Origin of the sequence: Rothia sp. HMSC061C12, from assembly GCF_001815755.1 — a bacterium.
Lineage (GTDB): Bacteria > Actinomycetota > Actinomycetes > Actinomycetales > Micrococcaceae > Rothia > Rothia mucilaginosa.
The window spans coordinates 19,640-42,923 of record NZ_KV821880.1; the positions used below are offsets into that span (position 1 = coordinate 19,640).

18 protein-coding genes are annotated in these 23,284 nt (G+C 60.4%); 3 read left to right on the forward strand and 15 right to left on the reverse strand.

The window, feature by feature from the left end; translation table 11 throughout:
* Window positions 1-8: 8 nt before the first annotated feature.
* The 9 genes from HMPREF3055_RS08405 to clpS form a co-directional block, all read right to left on the reverse strand.
* A complete protein-coding gene (locus HMPREF3055_RS08405) occupies window positions 9-1,580 on the reverse strand; it encodes a cytochrome ubiquinol oxidase subunit I (RefSeq protein WP_049340619.1) in 1,572 nt (523 codons plus the stop codon).
* A gap of 525 nt (window positions 1,581-2,105) precedes the next feature.
* Window positions 2,106-4,208 (reverse strand): DNA gyrase/topoisomerase IV subunit B, encoded by a 2,103-nt coding sequence (locus tag HMPREF3055_RS08410; RefSeq protein ID WP_070543255.1) that lies wholly within the window; start codon window positions 4,206-4,208, stop codon window positions 2,106-2,108.
* Between the two features lie 333 nt (window positions 4,209-4,541).
* A complete protein-coding gene (locus HMPREF3055_RS08415; protein ID WP_070604658.1) occupies window positions 4,542-5,771 on the reverse strand; it encodes an RDD family protein in 1,230 nt (409 codons plus the stop codon).
* Window positions 5,772-6,092: 321 nt separating this feature from the next.
* Window positions 6,093-6,749 (reverse strand): non-canonical purine NTP pyrophosphatase, encoded by a 657-nt coding sequence (locus HMPREF3055_RS08420; RefSeq protein ID WP_070690115.1) that lies wholly within the window; start codon window positions 6,747-6,749, stop codon window positions 6,093-6,095.
* Window positions 6,750-6,787: 38 nt separating this feature from the next.
* The gene (gene rph, locus HMPREF3055_RS08425) at window positions 6,788-7,519 is read right to left on the reverse strand and encodes a ribonuclease PH (RefSeq protein WP_005506419.1); all 732 of its coding nucleotides are present in this window, start codon (window positions 7,517-7,519) and stop codon (window positions 6,788-6,790) included.
* A gap of 142 nt (window positions 7,520-7,661) precedes the next feature.
* Entirely contained in the window at window positions 7,662-8,555 is an 894-nt protein-coding gene (locus tag HMPREF3055_RS08430; protein WP_049350312.1) for an MBL fold metallo-hydrolase, read from the reverse strand.
* The gene (gene murI / locus HMPREF3055_RS08435; protein WP_070690113.1) at window positions 8,546-9,598 is read right to left on the reverse strand and encodes a glutamate racemase; all 1,053 of its coding nucleotides are present in this window, start codon (window positions 9,596-9,598) and stop codon (window positions 8,546-8,548) included. The genes HMPREF3055_RS08430 and murI overlap by 10 nt, the downstream gene beginning before the upstream one ends.
* A gap of 154 nt (window positions 9,599-9,752) precedes the next feature.
* The gene (locus tag HMPREF3055_RS08440; RefSeq protein ID WP_070634413.1) at window positions 9,753-10,379 is read right to left on the reverse strand and encodes a DUF2017 domain-containing protein; all 627 of its coding nucleotides are present in this window, start codon (window positions 10,377-10,379) and stop codon (window positions 9,753-9,755) included.
* Window positions 10,379-10,699, reverse strand: a complete 321-nt coding sequence (gene clpS, locus HMPREF3055_RS08445; RefSeq protein ID WP_005506424.1) for an ATP-dependent Clp protease adapter ClpS — start codon at window positions 10,697-10,699, stop codon at window positions 10,379-10,381. Before clpS ends, HMPREF3055_RS08440 begins: the two co-directional genes overlap by 1 nt.
* Window positions 10,700-10,938: 239 nt before the next feature.
* Between clpS and HMPREF3055_RS08450 the strand changes: the two genes are divergently transcribed.
* Window positions 10,939-12,237 carry a nicotinate phosphoribosyltransferase gene (locus HMPREF3055_RS08450; protein WP_070738839.1) on the forward strand — a complete coding sequence of 433 codons (1,299 nt, stop codon included), beginning with the start codon at window positions 10,939-10,941 and terminating at the stop codon, window positions 12,235-12,237.
* 74 nt (window positions 12,238-12,311) lie between these two features.
* On the forward strand, window positions 12,312-12,938 hold the full coding sequence (locus tag HMPREF3055_RS08455) for an isochorismatase family protein (RefSeq protein ID WP_070600355.1): 627 nt from the start codon (window positions 12,312-12,314) through the stop codon (window positions 12,936-12,938).
* 182 nt (window positions 12,939-13,120) lie between these two features.
* Here the strand turns inward: HMPREF3055_RS08455 and HMPREF3055_RS08460 are convergent, their stop codons facing one another.
* The 6 genes from HMPREF3055_RS08460 to HMPREF3055_RS08485 all read right to left on the reverse strand — a co-directional run bounded on the left by HMPREF3055_RS08460 (window position 13,121) and on the right by HMPREF3055_RS08485 (window position 21,579).
* The gene (locus HMPREF3055_RS08460; RefSeq protein WP_246826928.1) at window positions 13,121-14,548 is read right to left on the reverse strand and encodes a transcriptional initiation protein Tat; all 1,428 of its coding nucleotides are present in this window, start codon (window positions 14,546-14,548) and stop codon (window positions 13,121-13,123) included.
* Between the two features lie 319 nt (window positions 14,549-14,867).
* Window positions 14,868-16,655 (reverse strand): DEAD/DEAH box helicase, encoded by a 1,788-nt coding sequence (locus tag HMPREF3055_RS08465; RefSeq protein WP_070738841.1) that lies wholly within the window; start codon window positions 16,653-16,655, stop codon window positions 14,868-14,870.
* A 329-nt stretch (window positions 16,656-16,984) separates the two neighbouring features.
* The gene (locus HMPREF3055_RS08470; protein WP_005506434.1) at window positions 16,985-17,284 is read right to left on the reverse strand and encodes a DUF3039 domain-containing protein; all 300 of its coding nucleotides are present in this window, start codon (window positions 17,282-17,284) and stop codon (window positions 16,985-16,987) included.
* Between the two features lie 310 nt (window positions 17,285-17,594).
* A complete protein-coding gene (locus HMPREF3055_RS08475; protein WP_049352976.1) occupies window positions 17,595-19,271 on the reverse strand; it encodes a hypothetical protein in 1,677 nt (558 codons plus the stop codon).
* Complete coding sequence (locus tag HMPREF3055_RS08480) at window positions 19,247-20,263, reverse strand: ABC transporter ATP-binding protein (RefSeq protein WP_049352977.1); 1,017 nt, start codon at window positions 20,261-20,263, stop codon at window positions 19,247-19,249. The genes HMPREF3055_RS08475 and HMPREF3055_RS08480 overlap by 25 nt, the downstream gene beginning before the upstream one ends.
* Window positions 20,264-20,580: 317 nt before the next feature.
* Complete coding sequence (locus HMPREF3055_RS08485) at window positions 20,581-21,579, reverse strand: co-chaperone YbbN (RefSeq protein ID WP_049350321.1); 999 nt, start codon at window positions 21,577-21,579, stop codon at window positions 20,581-20,583.
* Window positions 21,580-21,873: 294 nt separating this feature from the next.
* Here HMPREF3055_RS08485 and HMPREF3055_RS08490 point away from each other — a divergent pair, with 294 nt between their 5' ends.
* Complete coding sequence (locus HMPREF3055_RS08490) at window positions 21,874-23,160, forward strand: AI-2E family transporter (RefSeq protein ID WP_049347476.1); 1,287 nt, start codon at window positions 21,874-21,876, stop codon at window positions 23,158-23,160.
* The last annotated feature ends 124 nt before the right edge of the window (window positions 23,161-23,284 follow it).

The following is a 23,284-nucleotide window of genomic DNA, read 5'->3' on the forward strand; positions in this document are numbered from 1 at the left end:
TTACCCGCCTAGTAGGCGAACTCCAGCACGTCGCGCTTGGACTTGTCGTTGGACTCGTCCTCGTGGTGCGACTGAACCAGCTCGGGCATTGCAGCAACCACACCGGCCTTGACGTACTTGATGAGCAGGTAAACCTCAACCACCATCAGCACGCCGTAGAGCAGGCCCAGGGTGAGCAGGGAGAAGAGGATTTCTTCACCGGAAACACCCGGGGAGATAGCTGCTGCGGTGTACAGGCGGATTGCGGGATCGCCCTCAAGGTTGGGGACAACCACGAAGGGCTGACGGCCCATTTCGGTGAAGATCCAGCCCAGTGCAATTGCGAAGAAGGGAGCCAGGATGGACCAGACGGCAACGTTCTTGAGCAGCTTGGACTCGGGGACGGTGCCCACGCCCTTCTTACGGGTAACCCACAGTGCGTAGAGGTAGAAGGGAACGACGACTGCGCCCAGACCGATCATGCCGCGGAAGCCCCAGTAGGAGACCTCGAGGGAGGGCAGGTAATCAATCTTCTGACCTGCACGCTCACCGTAGAGCGGGTTATCGGGCAGGTTGGTGCCGTACTTAGCTTCGTACTCGGGAACCAGGGTCTGGATACCCTTCACCGGGGTGTTGAAGTTGTCGTGTGCCAGGAAGGACAGCACGCCGGGAACCTCGATGATGGTGTGAATCTTGTCGCAGCTCTGAGCGCCAAGCTCACCAACGGTCAGCACGGAGAAGGAGGTACCGTCGTGGCAGGCGGCCTCGGCGGCAGCCATCTTCATGGGCTGCTCGTGAATCATCATCTGTGCCTGCAGGTGGCCGGATGCACCAACACCTGCGAACGCGAGGAGACCAACGACTGCGCCCAGGCGCAGGGACTTGATCCAAACCTGGAAGTCCTTCTTGTCTCGTGCGCCCTTGTCGGACTCACCAACGACGACCTTGCCGTCAACGACCTTGTCGATGCCGTCCTTGCGGCGACGCCACAGCTTGTACCAGGCAATACCGACCAGGAAGCCACCGGCAACCTGGATGGATGCGGTGATGACGTGAGAGAAGGTCACCCATGCGAGGGGGTTCATCAGCACTGCGCCAATGTCGGTCATGCGGGGACGACCGTCAATCATTTCTGCACCGACGGGGTGCTGCATCCAGGAGTTTGCAACCAGAATGAAGAATGCAGAAATCCAGGAGCCGAGAACTGCCATGAACAGACAGAAGGCGTGGACTGCGGGCTTGAGGCGGTCCCAACCGAAGATCCACAGACCAAGGAAGGTCGACTCAACGAAGAAGGCGAAGAGGCCTTCCATTGCCAGCGGAGCGCCGAAGACGTCGCCGACGAAGCGGGAGTATTCACTCCACGCCATGCCGAACTGGAATTCCTGAACCAGACCGGTGGCCACACCCATAGCGAAGTTAATGAGGTACAGCTTGCCCCAGAACTTCGTCATGCGCTTGTATTCGTCCTTCTTGGTACGAACGTAGCAAATGTACAGGTAGGTCACCACAAGGCCCAGACCCAGAGTCAGCGGAACCATGAAGAAGTGGTAGACGGTGGTAATACCGAACTGCCACCTACCAAAATCAAGGGGATCCATTGATAGGTCCTTACTATGTGTGTACTTAATGTGCGTTTGTGCCAGATTTCGGGTAGTCCACCATCGATGGAGGGCATACGAGAGTTACTGACACAGTGTCTCTCATGCTTCTAAGGTACAGGGTTTTCCTAAGAAGCTGTGAGTAGGCTGTGCATAGTATGGACGTTTATTGTTTGACGTTTCGCTAAAGGTACCTTGGACGTTATCCCTCGATGCAAGGGTGGTGAGAGGAATGAGACACGATGGTGCCTTGCGGGGTTGAGAAGCAGTTTCGGAACCTTGGTGAAATATTGCAGTTTTTAATATTTTCTGCAAAATTTTGGTGACAGATTTCGTGATTGTGACAGGTGCTTCAAGTAGTGCTCAAAGCTTAAATTTGCCTGTTTCATGCGGAATTTACGCGGAATCTCCGAGAATTGCGTGACTATTCTCACACAAAATTCATGGATTGTGACACGCCAGCCACCACTGCCCCGCAAGGCACCGCAATGCCCCGCAAGGTACCGCACGCTACATATCGATGCTCTACATATCAATGCTCTCGGCATCCAGCTGATGAGCACCCGCAATAATGAATTCCTTACGCGGAGCCACCTCAGAACCCATCAACAAGGAGAACGCACGCTCGGCAGCCTCCGCATCCTCAATGCGAATACGGCGCAACATGCGATGACGCGGATCCATCGTCGTCTCAGCCAGCTGGTCAGCGTCCATCTCACCCAGACCCTTATAACGCTGAATGGGTTCCTTATAGGACACCCCCTGCTCCCGCAGAGAATCCAGAAGCTCGTGCAGCTGCTTCTCCGAGTAGGTGTACACCATCTCGTTCGGCTTGCCGCGGCGCACCACCTCCACACGATGCAGAGGCGGAACCGCAGCGTACACGCGACCCGCCTCAATCAGCGGACGCATGTAACGGTAGAACAGGGTCAGCAGCAGGGTACGGATGTGGGCGCCGTCCACGTCCGCATCGGTCATCATAATGACCTTGCCGTAGCGAGCAGAGTCCAGGTCAAAGGTACGACCCGAACCCGCACCGATCACCTGAATCAGCGCCGCGCACTCAGCATTCGCGAGCACATCAGTCACCGAAGCACGCTGAGTGTTCAGGATCTTACCGCGAATCGGCAGCAGAGCCTGATACGAGGAAGAACGCGCCAGACGCGCCGTGCCCAGCGCCGAGTCACCCTCCACAATGAACAGCTCAGAATGCTCAACATTGGTCGAACGGCAATCCACCAGCTTGGTGGGCATGGACGAAGACTCCAGCGCGGTCTTACGGCGCTGAGTTTCCTTATGGATGCGCGCCGAGACGCGGGTCTTCATCTCAGAGACGACCTTCTCACACAGAGCGGTCGCCTGAGCCTTCTCCGCACGGGCGGTCGACTCCAGGCGAGCCTTCAGCGCATCGCCCACGACCTTCGACACGATCTGGCGAACCGCCGGGGTACCCAGAATCTCCTTGGTCTGACCCTCAAACTGCGGCTCGGCAAGACGCACGGTCAGCACGGCGGTCAAGCCGGCGAGCACGTCGTCCTTCTCAATCTTGTCGTTACCCACCTTGTACTTGCGGGCATTATCGGCAAGGTGCTTGCGCATCACGCGCAGCAGGCCCTGCTCAAAACCGGTCGTGTGAGTACCGCCCTTGGGGGTGGCAATAATGTTCACGAAGCTGCGGACCGTCGTCTCGTAACCAATGCCCCAGCGCAGCGCAACGTCCACTTCGCAATCGCGCTCCACGTCGGTCAGCTGCGAGCGGCCGTCCTCACCCAGCACCGGCACGGTCTCGGTGAAAGATCCGCTGCCGCTAAAACGCCAGGTGTCGGTAATACGCTCATCGTGCGCCAGAAACTCGACGAACTCGCTAATGCCGCCGTCGTACTGGAAAACTTCCTCGTGGGGTTCCAGCTCGCCGGGGGTGCCGGGCAGTCGGCGCTCATCACGGATGCAAATACGCAGACCCGGAATGAGGAACGCGGTCTGGCGCGCACGAGCAGCCAAGTCCTCGTAGCTGAACTTAGCGTCGGGGGTGAAAATCTGCGGGTCAGCCCAATAGCGCACACGGGTGCCGGTCACGCCACGCTTAGCGCGACCCACAATCTGCAGGGCGTCAGTGCCCTCGGTTGCGGGAGTGAACGGATCTTCGGGCTTGGGGGTGCGGCCGGACTCGAAGAATCCGGGAATGCCGTGGCGGAAGGACATCTGGTAGGTCTTCGAGCCACGGTCCACCTGCACGTCCAGACGGGAAGACAGCGCGTTCACCACGGAAGCGCCCACACCGTGCAAACCACCGGACGCGTTATAGGAGCCGCCGCCAAACTTACCGCCGGCGTGTAGCTTGGTGAATACGACCTCGACACCGGACAGGCCGGTGCGCGGCTCAATGTCGGTGGGGATACCGCGGCCATCATCGCGCACCTCAACCGAACCGTCACGGTACAGAATGACCTGGATGGACTGGCCGAAACCGGCGAGCGCCTCATCCACCGAGTTGTCGATAATCTCCCAGAGGCAGTGCATCAGGCCGCGAGAGTCGGTGGAGCCAATGTACATGCCCGGGCGTTTGCGTACAGCTTCCAGACCTTCCAGCACGGAGAGGTGACGGGCGGTGTAGTTCGAAGACGCCACGGGAATCCTTTCGGCAAGTGATGACTGTGTGCAAGTGATGACTGTGTATTCAGCACGGCAAGCTTGCGGAAGGGAGAAAAAATGCCCCGGGCTTGCGCTCATAGTGCTCTAAGTTTCTATTCTATCGTGGCTTGTTGCCCGCTTCTGCCTGCGCCGTCATGAGGCTCTCTGTACCGTTATTAGACGCTGCCGAGAGAATGAAACAGCAGAAAAGCACCGGCTGCCACTCCCCTATGGAGTAGCAGCCGGCGTGTGAGTATCTGTGGATGTCTGAATTTTTAGGGGTCGCTTCTGAGGTGTCCGCCCTGGGCGCCTCATAGCAGTGGCACTGCCCTAGTGAGCTTCACCCGAGGCGCGCGAGGAGCTCTCGTGACGGTTCGTGACCATGATATTGGACTTGAAGTAAAACTCTTCGGGAAGCTCATTCGTGACCGGGCCGTGCGGGAATTCGCTGAGCTTTGGCACGAAGTACCAGTCCATCAGCTCGCCGCTGCTCTGCTTGAGCACACGGCGTTCCCTCATGGCGTGGCGTACCTTGCGGCGCAGGCGCGGGCTGTCTTTCAGAGTGCTGGTGAAGACCCACGGAGTCTCGTAACCCTCGGTGATCATGCCGAAGGTGATGCGCAGGTTGCCATTCTCGTCGGCGTCCATCGTGAAGTCGCCGTCTGCGATATCGGTGAAGGCGAGCATCCAGCTGTGTCGGCGTTCGTAGCTTTCGCGGGTGGTCTGCAGCGCCGCAATGATGCGGTGGTCGATCAGCAGCTCCACCTTGCGTTCGGTGATTTCGCCCAGACGAGCGTAGGAGCCGAAGGCGCGGTTGGCGCCGCTGCGGCGAGGCCACTTCGTCACCGCACCGTGCGGCACCTCCCCCGCAAAGGTAAAGGGGCCCGTCATGGTGCCGGGCAGACGCAGACGCTCAAACGGAGCAGTCGGCAGGAAGGTCGTCAGCAGCTGATCGGAGCTGACCGACTTACCCCAGCGCGCCATCTCAAAAATAGTCGGTTCAGGGCCTACAGGGTAGATATGCGGCATCTTGCGGCCGAACTCGTCAAAGCCCTCAATAAACTCGCCGTTGGAGCTGTACCCGGGCATGGTCGCACCGAGCGGGCGAGTCCACGACCCCGAATACGGCTTGGTCAGGTGCGGGTTCTCCACCGGCAGGATGCTGGTGCGAGCACCCAGGTAGGCGGGCATGCGCGAGAGGTTACGCCAGGCGAACTTCGCGGCAACCGCCTCGCGCCACCACATGGGGCGCTTGCCGGGGGTTTGGCCGCCCAGGCAGTGCATGAGCAGCCAGAATCCAGCCCAGCCGAGGCACCCTGCGGCAACCACGCAGAAAATAATCGTCAGCACAGTGTGCAGGGTTCCGGTCGCCCAGATATTCGTGGCGATCAGAGCCATGAACGCCACCCACGCCGCCATGACGTACGGGCCGAGCGTAATCATCGGATCGACCACCTTCACGGCGGCAATGACGCGGCGGTTCAGGCCGCGCCACACGTAGGAGTACGCCCAGCATCCGGCGGCAAGGGCGAGTGCCATCAGCAGAAGAAGGATGAGCATCGGTGTGTCTCTTTCGCTGCAGGTTTTTCTACCGTGGTCGGTGACAGCAAGCGTCGGGCAGATGCCCCGCTGAAAGGCTCTTCAATAGCAAAACTCGCCTGCCGAAGGTACCTTCAGCAGACGAGTTTCTTTGGTGTCACTAACCTTGAGGTAAAGCTTCTCACACTATTGTGCCTTTAATTGGTATCCCTGTGGGGGATTTTAGGGGGATGCACGAAAAAATCGTACCCAACCCCCGCGTTTTTACCCATCAGACCGGCACCGTGAGACCAGCAGACCGAGTAAGCTCTGGCGCCTCAGCGACTGTTTTAGACAGCGGTTTTAGGAGACCAACGCGGCAGCAATCTGAGGAATCAGTGCCTCAAAAGCACGCGCACGGTGGCTAATCGAGTTCTTAATCTCGGCGGGAATCTCAGCGCAAGACTTGCCAGCGTACTGACCCTCGTACAGGGCGTTCTCACCGTTCAGCTCCACGGGGCGCAGAATCGGGTCGTAACCGAAGCCGCCCTCCCCCGCCGGTGCGGTCAGCAGCTCACCGGGCAGCTCGCCGTACTCGACCGCATCAAAACCGTTCGGGGAGGCAACCGAGGCCGCGCAGCAGAATTTCGCGCCGCGGTGCTCGGCAGAAATATCGCTCAGCTGAGCCAGCAGCAGGTTCAGGTTCGCGGAATCGTCACCGTGGCGACCCGCCCAGCGCGCCGAGAAAATACCGGGGGCGCCGTTGAGCACATCCACCGACAGGCCGGAATCATCAGCAATAGCGACCAGGCCGGTTGCCTCGGCAACAGCGCGCGCCTTCAGCAGGGAGTTCTCAGCGAAGGTCACGCCGGTCTCGGGAACATCGGGGGCGTTCATGCTGGAGGCGTCAACCACCTGGGTATCAACGTCCAGGCCGTCAATGCGTCCGCGCAGAATTTCGCGCAGTTCCTTGAGCTTGCCCTTATTGTGGCTTGCCAGAACAATCTTTGCGTCTGCCATAGTTTCTCCTTGTCGACGGAACTAGTTACTGGGACGGGTTAGTGTGCCAGTGCTTCACGCTGAATCTGAGCCAGCTCTGCGGTGCCTTCCAGCGCCAGGTCGAGCAGGCTGTTGAGCTCATCGCGGTCGAAAGGCGCGCCCTCGGCGGTGCCCTGAACCTCAACGAACTTGCCGCTGCCGGTGACGACCACGTTCATGTCGGTCTCGGCGCGAACGTCCTCGGTGTAGGGCAGGTCCAGCATGGGGGTGCCATCAATAATGCCCACCGAAATTGCGGACACCGAATCGATCAGCGGGTTCGCCTTAGCGGGCAGAATCTTCTGCTCCTTCGCCCAAGAAATAGCGTCAGCCAGCGCCACGTACGCACCGGTAATAGAAGCGGTGCGGGTGCCGCCGTCAGCCTGCAGAACGTCACAGTCGAGCACGATGGTGTTCTCGCCCAGCTCATCCATGTTGATGACCGCACGCAGGGAGCGACCAATCAGGCGAGAAATCTCGTGGGTGCGGCCACCCACGCGACCCTTCAGCGACTCGCGAGAAGAACGGGTGTTCGTGGCGCGCGGCAGCATCGCGTACTCGGCGGTCACCCAGCCCTTACCTTCGCCCTTGAGCCAGCGCGGCACGCCCTCGGTGAAGGATGCGGTGCACAGCACGCGGGTGTTGCCGAACTCGATGAGGGCGGAGCCCTCAGCGTTGCGGGACCAGCCGCGGGTAATAGTGATGGGGCGCAGTTCGTTGAGGGCGCGGCCGTCTTCGCGGGTTGCAGTCATGGGTTCTCCTTGAATCTGTCTGCGGGATCTGTGTCTGTCTGTTGAATCTATGTCGAAAGGCAGGTGGAGCTGAGCGCAGTTTGCACTAGTCCAGTTTGTTTTAGCCTAGCTCGGGTTTGGTCTAGTCCAGCTTGGGCTTCGCCTAATCTAGTTCGGGCTTAGGGAGCGCAATCGCGGTGTTCAGCGGCGGGTCAAGCACCTCCACCACGTTCAGGGTGGACGTGACCGGGTGAGCCTCCGTCGGGCGCGGGTAGATGCGGTAGCTTGCCGCCATTTCGGCAATGCCGACCGGGCCGGAGAAGGCGCTGCGCGCCTCCGCGCGGGCAATGTCCGGGTCGTTCCACACGGGCAGGTGGGTCAGCAGCAGGTTACGCACGCCCGCCTCCGTGGCGGCTTCGCCGGCGCGCTTGCCGGTCAGGTGAATACCGCGCAGGGCGTCGTCGCGCCCCTCCTGGTATGCCGCCTCGCAGAGGAACAAGTCAGCACCGCGCGCAGCCTTGACCAGGCCCTCGCACAGGTCGGTATCGCCCGAGTACGAGAACACGGTGTGGCCCTCGCGGTCGTTGCAGGTGATGCGCAGCGCGTACGGGTCCTTCGAGGGGTGAACCACGCGGAACGGCTCCACGCGGAAGGGACCAATCTGCACGGGCTCGCCCTCAGTCCAGGTGTGGTAGTCAAACTCGGTGCTCATGCCCGGCTCCGGGTCCAGGCCGTGAGTTGCCGAAAGGTACTCGTTAATCGCGGCGGGACCGTACAGCGGAATGCGACCCTTGGGCCAGCCGCGCGGATCCCACTTGACTGCCACGTGCAGACCGGACAGGTCGATGCAGTGGTCCGGGTGCAGGTGCGAAATCAGAATCGCGTCGATATCGCTCAGGTCGATATGGCGCTGGAGCATGCCGAGGGAGCCGTTGCCCATGTCCATGATGATGCGCCAGGTTCGACCCGCGAAGTCCGTGGCGGTGAGCATGTAGCAACTAGCCGGTGAGACGGGGCCGGGAAAGGAGCCCGTGCAACCGATAACGGTTAGACGCATGAGGTGTCGTCCTTAGGGGTGGTGCCGGAAAATTCGGTGCCCGCGACAGTGTGTGCTGCCTCTGCAGGATCTGCCGATTCGTCGAGGGTGATGCTGCGGTGTGCCGCGAGCATCTCGGGGGTAATGGCGGCAAGCGAGCCGGTCGGGTAGCGTTCAGCCACGGAGCTGGTGTGGCGAACGTTGGTGACCTCGGGGCCGAGGAAGCGGCGCGCCAGCTGCGAGAACGTCTCAGATTCGCCGGTGGCGAGGAATTCGTGGTGCGGGTTTTCCTCGGGGACCGGGCTTTCAATGGCGTGGTTGAGCAGTTCGCGGTACACGTCCTTCGCGGTCTCATCCGCGGAGGAAACCAGGGTGACATCCTCACCCATAATGTAGGAAATCACGCCGGCCAGCAGCGGGTAGTGGGTACAGCCGAGCACGAGGGTGTCCACGCCGGCATCCTTGAGCGGCTGCAGGTACTCGCGGGCGGTCTCCAGCAGCTCGGGGCCGGAGGTAATGCCCTTCTCCACGAACTCCACGAAGCGCGGGCACGCCACCGAGTGCACCTCAAGGTTCGGGGTGATCGCGAAAGTGTCCTCGTAGGCGCGGGAGGTGACGGTCGCCTCGGTTGCAATCACGCCGATTTTGCGGTTGCGGGTTGCGGCGAGCGCGCGGCGGGCGGCGGGCTGAATCACCTCGATGACGGGGATGCCGTACTGGCGGGTGTAGCGTTCGCGGGCGTCGCGGAGCACCGCTGCGGAGGCGGTGTTGCAGGCGATGACGAGCATTTTCACGCCGGAGTCGACGAGTTCGTCCATGATGCGCAGTGCATTGGCGCGTACTTCTGCGATTTTGAGGGGGCCGTAGGGGCCGTGAGCGGTGTCGCCGACGTAGATGATGCGTTCGTGAGGCAGCTGGTCCATGATGGCGCGTGCCACGGTGAGTCCACCCACACCGGAGTCGAAGACGCCGATGGGCGCCGCGGCGGTGGGGCCTACGGGCGCGGGGCTACCCCAGGGGGTGCGGGCACGGTAGGGATTGGTTGCGTCAATGCTTTCGCTCATGTGTCACCTACACTTCGTTATCGGTCGGGTACCACGTTCTATGCTAACTCGCTAAGGTTACCCTTTTAGTCCGTTGAGCGGTTAGATGAGTCGAGAACCACCATTATGTGGTTGTATATGACGATAGTTTGAGGGGGAATTTGAAAAATTCGTTCTATTCTTGCTCGTTTGCCCCGCCATTTGTCCCGCCAAATACTCCGCCGGTCGTTTCTTCGTCGTCCAGCCCGTCGAGCATGGCGAGCATGAGAGAGTCCTGAACCCAGGAGACAAAGTTGTACACCACAGCCATGTACTCTTCTTGGGTCTCGATCTCGGAAGGGTCGGTGAACGCCGCAATATCTTCTGCGGTGTCTTCGTCCACGATGTAGAGGCGGTCGGCGAGCACCAAGCGGATATCGCCGAGCGCAGCAGCCCAAGCGCGGGCGTGTTCTTCGTTCAGGCGCAGGTCGCTGGACTCAATGTCGAAGGCGAGCATTGCGAGGTTCGCGCGTTTAGTTTCGCGCAGGTCGCGTTCGGTATAGCGGCGGTATTCGGTGGCGGCCTCGTCGTCACTGCTTGCGGCGGGTAGCAGGCGTGCTACGGCACTGTCGGCGGGGATAGTGGGGTTTTCGGTGATGCCGACCAGCGCCTCCAACGGGTCGACGGTGCCGCCGTCGGCGGTGGTATCTGCCGGGCGCAGTAGCGCGCGCACGTCTTCGGCGAGTTCGCGAATCAGGTCACGTTCGGCGGGTTCGAAGGAGGCGGTGTAGCCTCCGGGGGTGCGGCGGAAGGGTCGCGCCATTAGTTTTCTACTTTCTCGAAGGTTGCCAGCAGGCCCCAGGCGTGCATTGCCTGGGTGTGTTTTTCGGCGTCTTCGCGGGAGCCGGTGAAGACGATTGCCTTGCCGTTGTTGTGCACCTGTAGCATGAGCTCTTCTGCGCGGGCGCGGGAGTAGCCAAAGTGGCTGCGGAAGACGTAGGACACGTAGGTCATGAGGTTGACGGGGTCGTTCCAGACGATGACTTTCCAGGGGGTGTCTGTGGCGAGGATGTTCTCCAGGGTGGTGTCGAGGTCGGTGTCCTCGAGGGTTCCGGTGGAGAGGGTCACGGCGGTAGTGTTCATTGGTTTCCTTTGCGGCCGGTTCCCTTTGATTATACGGGCGGGTATGTGTTGCCCCTGTGTTCGTCCTGCGCTACTGCGGTGTTCGTCCTGCACTACCCCGGTGTTCGTCCTGTACTGCTCCCGCACAGAGTGCTGGTAATTTGTCATACTACAGTACTTAGAGTCAAGAATACTTTATGTAGTGATTGACACGCCGACTCAAGAGGAAAAATACCCTAATCCCCCACTACAATAAACACATGGCTACTACTTCCCTTCTCACCGACCACTACGAACTGACCATGCTCCAGGCGGCACTCGCCTCCGGCGCAGCCAACCGTAAGTGCACCTTCGAAGTCTTCACCCGCCGCCTGCCCGCGGGCCGCCGCTACGGCGTCCTCGCAGGCACCGGCCGATTCCTCGAAGGCCTCGCTAACTTCCGCTTCAACGACGAAGAACTCTCCTTCCTCTCCTCCCGCAATATCGTCAACAAAGAGACCCTCTCCTACCTCGAATCCTTCACCTTCAGCGGCAATATCCGCGGCTACGCAGAAGGCGAAGCGTTCTTCCCCCACTCCCCCGTCCTGCAGGTCGAAGGCACCTTCGCCGAAGCGTGCGTCCTCGAAACCTACCTGCTGTCCATCCTGAACTTTGACTCCGCCGTGGCAAGCGCCGCCTCCCGCATGAGCGCAGCCGCAGGCAACCGCCCCTGCCTCGAAATGGGTTCGCGCCGCGCCCACGAACGCGCCGCCGTCTCCGCCGCACGCGCCGCCGTGATTGCCGGCTTCGCGGGCACCTCCAACCTGGAGGCTGGCCTGCGCTACGGCCTGCACACCATCGGCACCAGCGCCCACGCCTTCACCCTGCTGCACGACAGCGAACGTGAAGCGTTCGAGGCGCAGCTGCGTTCCCTCGGCGCCCGCACCACCCTGCTCGTCGACACCTACAACGTGGACGAGGCAGTCCGCCTCGGCGTGGAACTCGCGGGCGAAGAGCTTGGCGGCGTGCGCCTGGACTCCGGCGACCTGGTTGCCACCGCGGCACGTGTGCGTGAACTGCTCGACTCGCTCGGCAACACCCACACCAAGATCACCGTCACCAGCGACCTGGACGAGTACGCCATCGCATCCCTGGCGGCAGCACCCGTGGACTCCTACGGCGTGGGCACCAAGCTGGTCACCGGTTCCGGCGCGCCGACCTCCTCCATGGTGTACAAGGTCGTTGAGCGTGAGAACTCCGCCGGTGAAATGCAGCCGGTCGCTAAGGCGTCGGCTGGCAAGGCGTCCATCGGTGGCGCCAAGCGTGCGGCCCGCCGCCTCAACGGCATGGGCATTGCGACCGCCGAGGTTCTGGGCACCCACGAGGACCCGAACCTGCTCGAGGACACCCGCCCGCTCATGGTGGACTTCGTCCGCAACGGCGAGCTGCTCCCCGGCTTCACCGGCGAGGAAGGCGTGCGCCGCGCAACCGCCCGCCACGCAGCATCCCTGGCTGAGCTTCCCGAAGCTGCCCACCGCCTCTCGGAGGGTGAGCCGATCATTCCGACCGAATTCATCTAAACCACCCTTCTGAGATACTGTTTTTCACCTGGCGAATCAGAGTGAAAACTCATTCCTACTTGTAAAGGACAGACATGTCTAAGGCACTGATTATTGTTGACGTGCAGAACGATTTCTGCGCCGGCGGCGCCCTCGCCACCGAGCGCGGTGCGGACGTTGCCGCGCTGATTAGCGAATACGTGGAGAACAACCACCACCGCTACGACGCGATTGTCGCCACCCAGGACTGGCATATTGATCCGGGTTCACACTTCTCTGACACCCCCGACTACGTTGACTCCTGGCCGGTGCACTGCGTCGCCAAGAGCGAAGGCGCGCAGATTCACGAGAACCTGGACACCGACTACATTGAGGCGTACTTCCGCAAGGGCCGCTTCGAGGCAGCCTACTCGGGTTTTGAGGGTCTTCTCGCCCCCGAGGATGAAGTCGCAACCGGCGAGCACGAGCCTGGTGCGGATGCGTCCGAGGACGGTCCGCAGACTCCCCTGTCGGAGTGGCTGGATGAGCGCGGTATCGAGTTCGTCGATGTTGTCGGTATCGCCACCGATTATTGCGTGTCGGCAACCGCTCGCGATGCGGTCGATGCAGGCTACGAGACTCGCGTGCTGCTTGACCTGACCGCGCCCGTGCACGAGGACAAGCTCGACGACGTGGTTGCCGAGCTTGAAGATGAGGGCGTCGAGGTGGTTGAGGTCCTCTAGCCTCAACACAACTCGCACAACGATAGGGCGGGCACCCCGAGAGTACTCGGGATGCCCGCCCTATCGCGTCTACACGAACAAATCACGCAAAAGCCCCGCGAGCGCATACACACTCGCGGGGCTTCAAGCCAAGAACTGCTACCGGTAGTAGCTAGTTCAACATGCGCTTAAGCGATATCAAATTACTTTCCGGTCTGGCAAAGGAATACCTTCACGATACCATCATGGGAGACGGTTGCCCCGTTAAACGCCTCATCGGAAGTGGCGTTATTGGAGTTAGAGATCTCCCCCTCCATCACCTGCGGCGCCAGGTAGGAACCACCCGCACCACCAGAGCCTGCCAGCTGCACATAGCTGATGCTCTGGCGCACACCCTTCGGGTTGTTATTCCACTTCTGGGCAATCGTGATAGATGACTGCGAGAGCGCCGCGCCGGAGCCGCCGCCGCCGTAACCGCCACCACCGCCACCGGACACGATAATCTGCCCACCGTTAAAGTAGGGTGCTACACCGTAGTAGTGGATTTCTTCTCGAGTTCCATCGGGAAATTCAAGAACTTCTACGTCTTCCTGACGGTACCTTGCTTCGTTATCGTCCAGCAGGTAGCTCACCGACATCACGCCGTCGCCACCTTTGCCGTCCAGGCCGTTGGTGCCGGGGTTGCCTGCCGTCGAGGAGCTATAAAGCACCTGCTTATTCTGGCTGTCAAAACTAAAGATGCTGTTGGGGGTACCGGTCAATACGGTCGGCTTAGCGCCGCCGGCACCACCAATGCCCCCACCGCCGCCTTTACCACCTTCAACAGTCAGTTCAAGACTCAAATCCTGAGCATAGTATTCGTGACCTTCGGTGGCGTCACCACCACGAGCCCCGCCAGCAACGCCAGCAGCGCTATATACAGGCGCGTGGGTCGGATGTTCCGGACCTGTCATGTGGACATCCACGATGCCAGGGAAATGAGGGTCATTAGGTTTTACAGTGTACGATTTTCCAACAACGGACACACCACCGCCACCACCGGCAACGGCAATGACTTCACCATCAATCAGTAGTGCCGATGAGCCACCACCCGAGCATCCGTAGACTTCTTCCATAGGCGAAGGATTGGGTCTGTAAGACCAATGGTGAGCCCAGACCCAGCGCTCATATACTTTATCCATCACATCGTCAGGAATATGGACCTTAGGAATTGAGCCTCCGTCGCCGAATCCGTACCCACCCTTCACCGGACCGGTGCGGTACCCGTCACCGTTGGGGTAGAACTGAGGGCCAAAGCTACCGCCACCGCCAGCAATAATTTTGACCGTCTGGTAGGGTTTCACTTCAACGATTCCGCTGACCTTGGCGCCGGATCCTCCATCCAGGCCCTTCTCGTATCTTCCGCCTGCCCCGCCGGTCAACTCAAAACGTAGCTTATGGGTGCCCGCTGGAATGGAAAATTCTTCCTCTACCCGATAAGAATTACCCTCCCCTCTAAAAGACTCGTAGGCGTTCTCTGCAAAAGTACAGTCCACCGAAGAGGCGAAGGTCGGCACGACTGAAGAAGCCGCAATCACGGGCGTTGCCCAGGCGGCACCCTTCACGACCTTACGGCGAGAAATATGAGACATCACTGTCCTTCAATGGTTGGTGCAACCGTCCCACTGCGCACTATCCGGGTGCGCGCCTTCATGGGGTTGGTTGCATGGTGTTTCTTAAAGTTTTGATGACCCAGCATAGACCTACATGCTGCGCATCAATGGAAAGTTCTCTGAGCCCGGCGACCATGCCGTGTTTTCTAAAGAACTTACCCCCACTAGGCTACACGTTCTATCTCCGCGATGCCATGATTATCGCGCCTCAGACCCAATATTTCTGCATTTTATGCACACAAAAGCCCCGCGAGCGCATACACACCCGCGAGGCTTCTCTTTACGTTCTATCCACGTTCTAGCGTCGGCCCACGAACCAGTCCGACAGCTTATCGATACGCGCCTGAATCTGCTCAGCAGAAGCCTGCGCGACCGCCGGGCCGCCACAAATCTTACGCAGCTCATTATGAATCACGCCGTGCGGCTGACCCGAACGAATCGACCACGCCGCCACATTCTTCGCCAGCTTATTGCGCAAATCCTTCAACTGGCGGTGATCCACCATCGAAGGCGCCGCAGTCGCCGGGCGGCGTGCCGCATGCTCACGCTGATGCGCTCGCAACAGCGTACCGACCTGTTCGGCATCCAGCAGGCCTGGAATACCCAGGAAGTCCTGCTCCTCCTCACTGCCCACGGCAAGGTTGCCGGAGGAGAACTCGGCGCCGTCGAACAGCACACCGTGGAAGGACGCCTCGGAGCCGAGCGCCTCGAACTTGCCGCGTGCCAGTTGCTCGGAGGCGCGTTCCTCGCGGTTTGCTTCTTCGAGCAGGTGGTCGTCCAGGCCCTCAACCATGGGGTCGATTTCCTGGGGTGCGCCGCGGTCGAGGGCGTGGTCGCGTTCTACTTCCATGTCGTTGGCGAGCATCATCAGCTGCGGCACCGACGGCAGGAACACGGAGGCGGTTTCGCCGCGCTTGCGGGCACGCACGAAACGGCCAATCGCCTGGGCGAAGAATAGCGGGGTGCTGGTGCTGGTGGCGTACACGCCCACGGCGAGGCGGGGCACGTCCACGCCTTCGGACACCATGCGCACGGCGACCATCCAGCGCTGCATGCCTTCACGGAATTCGTCGATTTTCGCGGAGGCTTCACGGTCGTCAGAGAGGATCACGACGGGGTATTCGCCGGTGATTTTCTGAAGCTGCTCTGCGTAGGCTTTGGCGTCCGCATGGTCGGTAGCGATGACGAGCGCACCGGCGTCGGGCACGGTGCGGCGCACCTCGGTCAGGCGCTTATCGGCTGCCGCGAGCACGGTCGGGATCCATTCGCCGTTGGGGTCGAGGGCGGTTCGCCACGCCTGGGAGGTGATGTCCTTGGTGAAGCCTTCGCCGAGGTTTGCCGCCATTTCCTCACCTGCGGAAGTGCGCCAACGCATCTGGCCCGAGTACGCCATGAAGATGACCGGGCGCACCACGTGGTCCTTCAGCGCGGGGCCGTAACCGTAGGAGTAGTCTGCCTTGGAGCGGCGGATACCGTCATTGTCGACCTCGTAGGTGACGAATGGAATCGGGGAGGTGTCCGAACGGAACGGGGTACCGGTCAGCGCCACGCGGCGAGTCGCGTCGTCGAACGCTTCACGCAGGCCGTCACCCCAGGAAAGGGAATCACCGGCGTGGTGAATCTCGTCAAAAATCACGAGGGTTTTCGTTTCCTCGGTGTTGCGGGCGTGCAGCTGCGGCTTATTCGCCACCTGCGCGTAGGTCAGCGCCACGCCCTTGTAGTGGCGGCTGATGGTCACATCCGCGTTCTTGAAGTTCGGGTCAATGGGAATACCGACCTTCGCGGCGGCGTCTGCCCACTGCTTTTTCAGGTGGTCAGTCGGCGCCACAACGATGAGCTGGCGGACCGTGCCGCGGTTGAACAGTTCCTTGGCGAGGGTGAGCGCGAAGGTAGTTTTACCCGCGCCGGGGGTTGCCACAGCCATGAAGTCGCGGGGGTTGGTTTCGAAGTACTTCTGCATGGCTTCTGCCTGCCAGGCGCGCAGGTGCACCGAGGTGCCCCAGGGGGCGCGGTCGGGGTATGCCGGGGAGAGCTTCGGCTTCACCATACTGTCGAATAGGGTGGGTTCCTCTGCGGGTGCGCTCATTCTCTCCTTCTTCCTCTTCTGCCTCTGCTGATTCCTCCCGCCAACTCAGCGCAGGGTGTTCCTCCCCCGTGTGGAGGTGGTGGGCACTCTGGCGTTCCCATTGCTCTGGTGTTCTTAGCGCTCTGGCGGTCCGGGCACAGCGAGGTTAAATTCTAGCACCACATCCGCGGGTTGGGCCGGGCTGTGGTGCAAGAATTTGGTGCTCGTCAGCAAAGTCTCATGAGCGGTGTTGGGCCGTTGAGTCTTGCTGCTGCGGCGTGTTATTTATTCGTATTTATTCAGGCGTATCGCCCAGGTTGTGTTGTCTGAGGCGTGTCGCCTGGCGCGTATTATTCGCCGGAGCCGTTGTCGCCGTCGTTGCCGGGTGCGAGGCCTTCGTAGATTTCCTTGCACTGGGGGCAGACGGGGAACTTCTGCGGGTCGCGGCCGGGTACCCACATTTTGCCGCAGAGGGCGCGCACGGGTTCACCGGTCAGCGCCGATTCGAGGATCTTTTCCTTGCGTACGTAGTGGGAGAAGCGCTCGTGGTCGCCGGGCTCAGAAAGCTGGGTTTCTTCGCGTTCGAGCAGTGCGGTGCCGCCTGCGGTTCCTGGGCCAAAGGGGTCTTCGATGCCTTCGATCGAGCTCATGTTTCTCCTTGATGATGAGGTGGGATACATAGGGTGAGGGGTGCCGCTGCACGGTTGGGTGATTGGCGCCTTCTCTATTTTAGTAGCAGTTGGGAGGTGCTGAGCCCCCGGGCGGTCAATATGGAGGCAGACCACAGCTCAACCATAGACTCTTAGGTATTGCGGTGAGCTTCTTTCCGCTAGAAGTTCGGGGCTAGAAAGTTCAGGGCTAGAAATTCGTGCGGCACAGAAAAGGGGTTCCGCGCCAGACTTAGTACCTAACACGGAACCCCTCTCGTTTATTCCTGATGTGCTGGAGCTTCGACTCTTGTTAGTTCGCTTGGAAACGTGCCACGCGTTCCAGCATCTTGGAGCTGACCTTGTCGTAGCGGTGACCGCCCCACGCCACGCCACCCACGAGCAGTGCGGCACCAATCAGGAGCTGAATCAAGCCACCGAAGACGAGGGTTAGTAGATCTTGGGTCACGAAAATGTACACAACAACCGAGATACCGCCGGGTAGCGCGCTGAGCATCACCAGAATTACGGTGAGCATGAGCAGCAACTGATTAGCGAAGCCCTCATTGTTCTTCGGGTTCTTGAACGGGTTAGCACCCGGAGGCGCCACGGGCGGGCTAATGAAGGTGTCCATCACGCTGCCCATACCAGCCGCTGCGGCGAGCACGCCCAGCTGGTGCATCAGCACGATGGGGAAAAGCTCCAGGTGTCCATTTGCCGCTGAGGCGACGAACACCATCACCACCACGATCGGAACCATCAGGATGCTGTAACCCCAAAGACGGCCGAGACGATCGTCAATACCGCGTAGCGGGGAGAGCACGTGCAGGCTGAATGCGGTGTTGTCGTAGGAGACGAGATAGCACATGTAGTAGCCGGTGAAGACGGTGCAGAAGTACATCCAGAATCCGAAGAGCTGCATCACGCCGCTATTGATGATCTGGTTAGCTTCAGCCGCGTTGACGCCGTTAAAACTGGCCCGACTTTCGAAGGAGCCTACAGAGCTCAGGAACAGGGGCATAGCCACCGTCAGTATCAGGTAAAGCATGGCGGTGCTTGCGGTCAGCAGCTGCAGACGGTTGTCTTTCAGAAATGAGTGCAGGGTTCGTGCCGCCACGGCGCCACGCGGGGTTGCCGGGAACCGTGCCAACAGACCCAAATCACCTGCGGCGACTTCGGCAGCGCTGGCGTGGTGCGCGCTACCGCCCACATTCGCCATGGAGCGTGCCAGGTTCTTACCCCACAGCCACCATCCGCCAGCCAGGTAGACGAGGGTCAGAGCCAGGCAACCAAGGGCGGTACCCATATTGCCGGTCGCCATAAAGTAGGGCACCGCAAATGCCGACCCGAAGGGCGTCACGCTGAGCCACGGCAGGTAGGGCAGCACCTCTTCCCAGTGCTTGGTCAGGTAGGTTATCGTTCCACCGAAGATAAAGCCGGCGCTCATCATCAGTAGCATGGCAACGATCATCAGGGTGTTGGCGATGCGCGGGTTATCATTCAACGCCATGCCCAGGCGGTTGGCGAGACGAGCCCACACCATGAGGTTCGCAAGGCCGAGCACGCAGCAGATGAGGTACACGACCAGCGCGAGCGGTTGCGATATAAACGCGATCGCACCCAGCAGCACGGCAATGATGCTGGCAATGCCGGGGATACCCACGAACCCGCCGAGGAACTGGCCCTTCTGCAGGGTGGAGGGCTTGATGGGGAAGAGCACGAATCGGCTCTCGTCCAGGGTGCCGTCCAGTCCGCTAAAGAAAATGGGGACAATAGCCCAGGCGAGCGCAATAACCGCGCCTACCAGGAGGGTTCCGAGCTGACCGTATTCGGGTACCTCCGAGTTAGCGATAAAGTATGCGGAGCCGAGGCCGAAGAGCATGCCGCCCGCATAAAGCGCCGCAAAAATTAGGCCGATGAGCGCCCAGATGCTGCGGCGGAAGGAGGCGAGCACATACTGCCACTTTAGTGAGACGAGGTGCCCAACCATGACAATCCTTCCGAGGAGGTGCGGCCGCCGACCAGCTGCACGAATCGTTCTTCAAGGCTCATGCCGGCGCGTACTTCATCGACCGTTCCGGCGGCGAGAATACGGCCGGAGTCCATGACGGCTACGTGGTCGCACAGGCGCTGGACAAGGTCCATCACGTGCGAGGAGATAATGACAGTTCCGCCGGAGGCAACGAAGCCACGCAGAATGTCCTGAATATTAGCGGCGGAAACCGGGTCGACCGCCTCAAAGGGCTCGTCCAGGATCAGCACGGAGGGCGCGTGAACGAGAGCGGCGGCGAGCGCAATCTTCTTGGTCATACCGGCGGAGTAGTCGGCGACGGCACGACCCGCAGCGTCGGTCAGGTCCATTGCGGTGAGCAGGTCCTTGACGCGGGATGCGACAGTTTCCTTATCGATTCCGTGCAGGTAGCCGGAGTAGGTGATGAGCTGCTCGCCGGTGAGCTTGTCGAAGAGATGCACACCGTCGGGTAGCACGCCCAGGTGCGCCTTAGCCTTGAGCGGTTCGGCCCACATGTCGATGCCTCGCACGTATGCGGTGCCTTCGCTGGGCATGAGCATGCCGGTGACCATGGAGATGGTGGTGGTTTTACCGGCGCCGTTGCGGCCGACCAGCCCGTAGAAGGATCCAGAGGGGATATCCAGGTTGATGCGGTCGACGGCGACCTTCTGACCGAATGCCTTGGTGAGGCCGCGGATTTCGATGGCGGGGCGAGCGCCAGCTGCAGGTATAGTCTGCGGGGTGACGGGTAGCTGCGGTGCTACCGATGCGGGAACTACAGCTTCCGGCGCTACAGGCTCGAGGTTTGTAGCTTCCGGCGCTGCAAATTCGGGGACTATAGCTTGAGGTACTGCCGCGGCGGGGGTTGCCTCTACTGTGGTCTCTAGTACCGGGTTGGTCTCTTGTACCGGGTTCTGCGGTGAACCTGGTTCTTGCAGGTTCGGGTCCTGGGGAAAGTGACTAGTGTTCATATTTTCACCCTACCACCCCCCCATGAGGTCTAGCAGGTTTGGTGATGAAACCTGCATTATTAAGTACTCACAATGCATAATATGGACATTTCGGGGTGCTATAGATGCCATCCAACCGCGCTATCAGACAGGTTGAGTCGCCTGCTCTCCCCACCCTTAAAACCGCTCAAACCCGCGAACGCAGAACGGGCTACAGCCTCCCCCGCAGCCCGAGTGCAGGGGTAGACGATAGCCCGTCCGTATTCAAAGTTTCAGCCGCCTAGATTAGCCAGAGCTCGCTAGACCGGCTCATGACGTTTCCCAGGCGACAGCGCCTTTTAGAACAGCGCCATAGTCAGTGCCGCACGCGCCTTGACGGTGCGCGGGTCAGATGCACCCACCACATCGAAGAGCTGCACGAGACGCTCGCGCACACGCGCCTTATCGTCAGGACCAACAGCGCTGAACAGGCGCAGTAGACGGTTGTACGCGTCCTCCACGTGGCCACCGACCAGGTCCAGGTCGGCTACGTTGAACGCGGCGTCAATGTTCATGGGATCTGCCGCGGCCGCCGCACGTTCGGTTGCCATGTCCAGATCCTTCACACGGGCGAGCAGTTCAACCTGTTCCAGGCCGAGCTTCGCTTCCTTATCACCGGGGTTCTCGGCAATTGCCTTGCGGTATGCGGCGCGGGCGCCCTCCAGGTCGCCGCGGTCGAGGGCGGCGACAGCTTCTGCGTGCAGGGGCGGCAGGGGCTTTTCATCTTCGGGAACGACCGGGTCGAAGCCGCCGGGCAGCTGGTACTGTGCCGCGAGTTGCAGAACCTGGGAGAGCACATCGCCGAGGTCTTCTGCGCTGACCGGGCCGGTGTAAATCGGTGCCGGGCGGCCCGCCAGAACGGCAACGCCCGCGGGCACGCCGCTCACGCCGAATGCCTGGGCAGCTTCGGGGAGCTTGGTGACGTCCACGGCAGCGCAAATCATGCTACCTGCGGCGGAATCAACAAGCTTCTGCACGCCTTCGAGCATCTGCAGGGAGGAGGGCGAGTGCGGCGCGTAGAGCGCAAAAATTACGGCACCCTGGCTGGAGAGCTGAACGAACTTCTGGAACTCTTCGGGGGTGTTGACCTCGTAGCGCCAGGTGGGAGCGGAGGGGGTCTGCTCGCCGCCCTGTTCGCCAGCAGACTGTGCCGCGTTGGGGTTTAGTTCCATGGCGTTGCGTACGGAGGCGGGAATCTCCTGCGCTGCCCCGTTCTGCGCTGCACCACCCTGCGCGACATGACCCTGTGCCGCGTTCTGGGATGCGCCGCGGTCTGCCGGATCAAAAATAATGCTCATCCTGGGCTCCTTTACGTTCTGTACCTATTGTTGCGTGCGGGCTAAATCCTTCACGCGTTCCTTCCTCTATTATCCCCACAACGCACCGTTGCGAGCGCCCGTTCTCTGTCGCCTACGCTCTGAGCTCATGCCGGGGATAGCGTTTGGGCTATTGCCCGATCCGTCCCGCAAATATCTCTCCCACATGCACTCCCCTGTCCTTGGGATTCACCGTGGACGCCGTAACAAAGTAAACCAGCCGGTAGAATGGCACAGTAGAGAAAAAATACCCGGAATGATTCGGAAAGGAAGAGCATGAGCGAGAAGAAAGCCTCAGAAGCTCCCGCAGAGACGACATCGTCCCCCGAGACGCGCAAGAAGGAATCCCTCACCGATCAGCTAACGGAGACCTTCAGCGAGCTGACCGAAAGCATTAGCCAGGTGCGTTCCAACCGCCGCCGCGCTTCTATGCCTCCTACGGATACCATTCCGGTGGTTCCCGCCGCTTCTGAGGATGCGCCTCCCGCACCGAAGGTGGTCGGCAACGGCAAGACCTCGATGATGCATAACCCGGTCGCTTTTGGTTTCCTCATGACCGTGGGCGTGGGTCTGGCGCTCTTCGCCTACTACATTTTCAATAATGTGGGTGCCCTGGTGGGTTGGGTGACCGGTGCTATTTTCATTGCTCTGGGTCTGGACCCGATTGTGCGCCGCCTGGAGTCTTGGGGCATTAAGCGCGGTATCGGCGTGATTGCTGTGCTTGCTGGTTTTGCTGGCGCTGTGACCGGTCTGGTGATGACGATTGGCCCGGTCATTAGCGAGCAGGCGTCTAAGTTTGTGCAGTACGCGCCGGGTATTTATCAGAACACGATTGATTCTGATTGGTACCACGAGCTTGATCAGCGTTTTAGCATCAGCACCTGGGTGAATGAGAACGTCCCTAAGTTCTTGGAGTCGACGTTCTCCTCTTCGCAGGTCAATAGCTTCATGTCGAGCCTGGTTTCTGCGGGTTCTACCCTGGCGCAGAGCGTGACCGGCGTGATTATTGTGCTGTTCCTGTCCCTGTACTTCCTCACGTCGATGGACACGATTAAGGCGTGGGGTGTGCGTTTGGCGCCGGCGTCTAAGCGTGTGCGTGTCAAGTACATTACCGACAAGATTACTGAGTCGGTGGGTAACTACGTGATGGGCCAGGCGATGGTAGCCATTCTGAACGCCCTCTTCGCATTCTTCATAATGTTGTTCTTGGGCTTTAGCTTCCCGCAGTTGATGGCTTTGGTCGTTATGATTCTGGCGTTCATTCCGCTGGTTGGTGGCGTGATTGCGCTGATTTTGACCTCGCTGATTCTGCTGACTCAGGGTTGGAGTCTGGCGCTGTGGTTTGCGGTGGCGTACTTCCTGTACTTGCAGGTGGAGGCGTACCTGATTTCTCCGCGTATTATGGCTCGCGCTGTGTCGGTCCCTGCCGGTGTTGCGATTATTTCGGTGGCTGCCGGTGGCGCGCTATGGGGCGTGCTGGGCGCGCTGATTGCTATTCCGGTGGCGGCTTCCATGCTGATTCTGGTGCGTGAGGTGTTCATTCCTCGCCAGGACCAACTATAGTCACCGCCCAGTTGTAGTCGCCTCCCAGCTGTAGAGTCCCCTCTAGGTTCTCTACGCGCTCACGGCTCTTCCACCGAGCAGGCGTTTAAGACATAAGGCGGCGGCTTTGGATGTTCTATCCAAA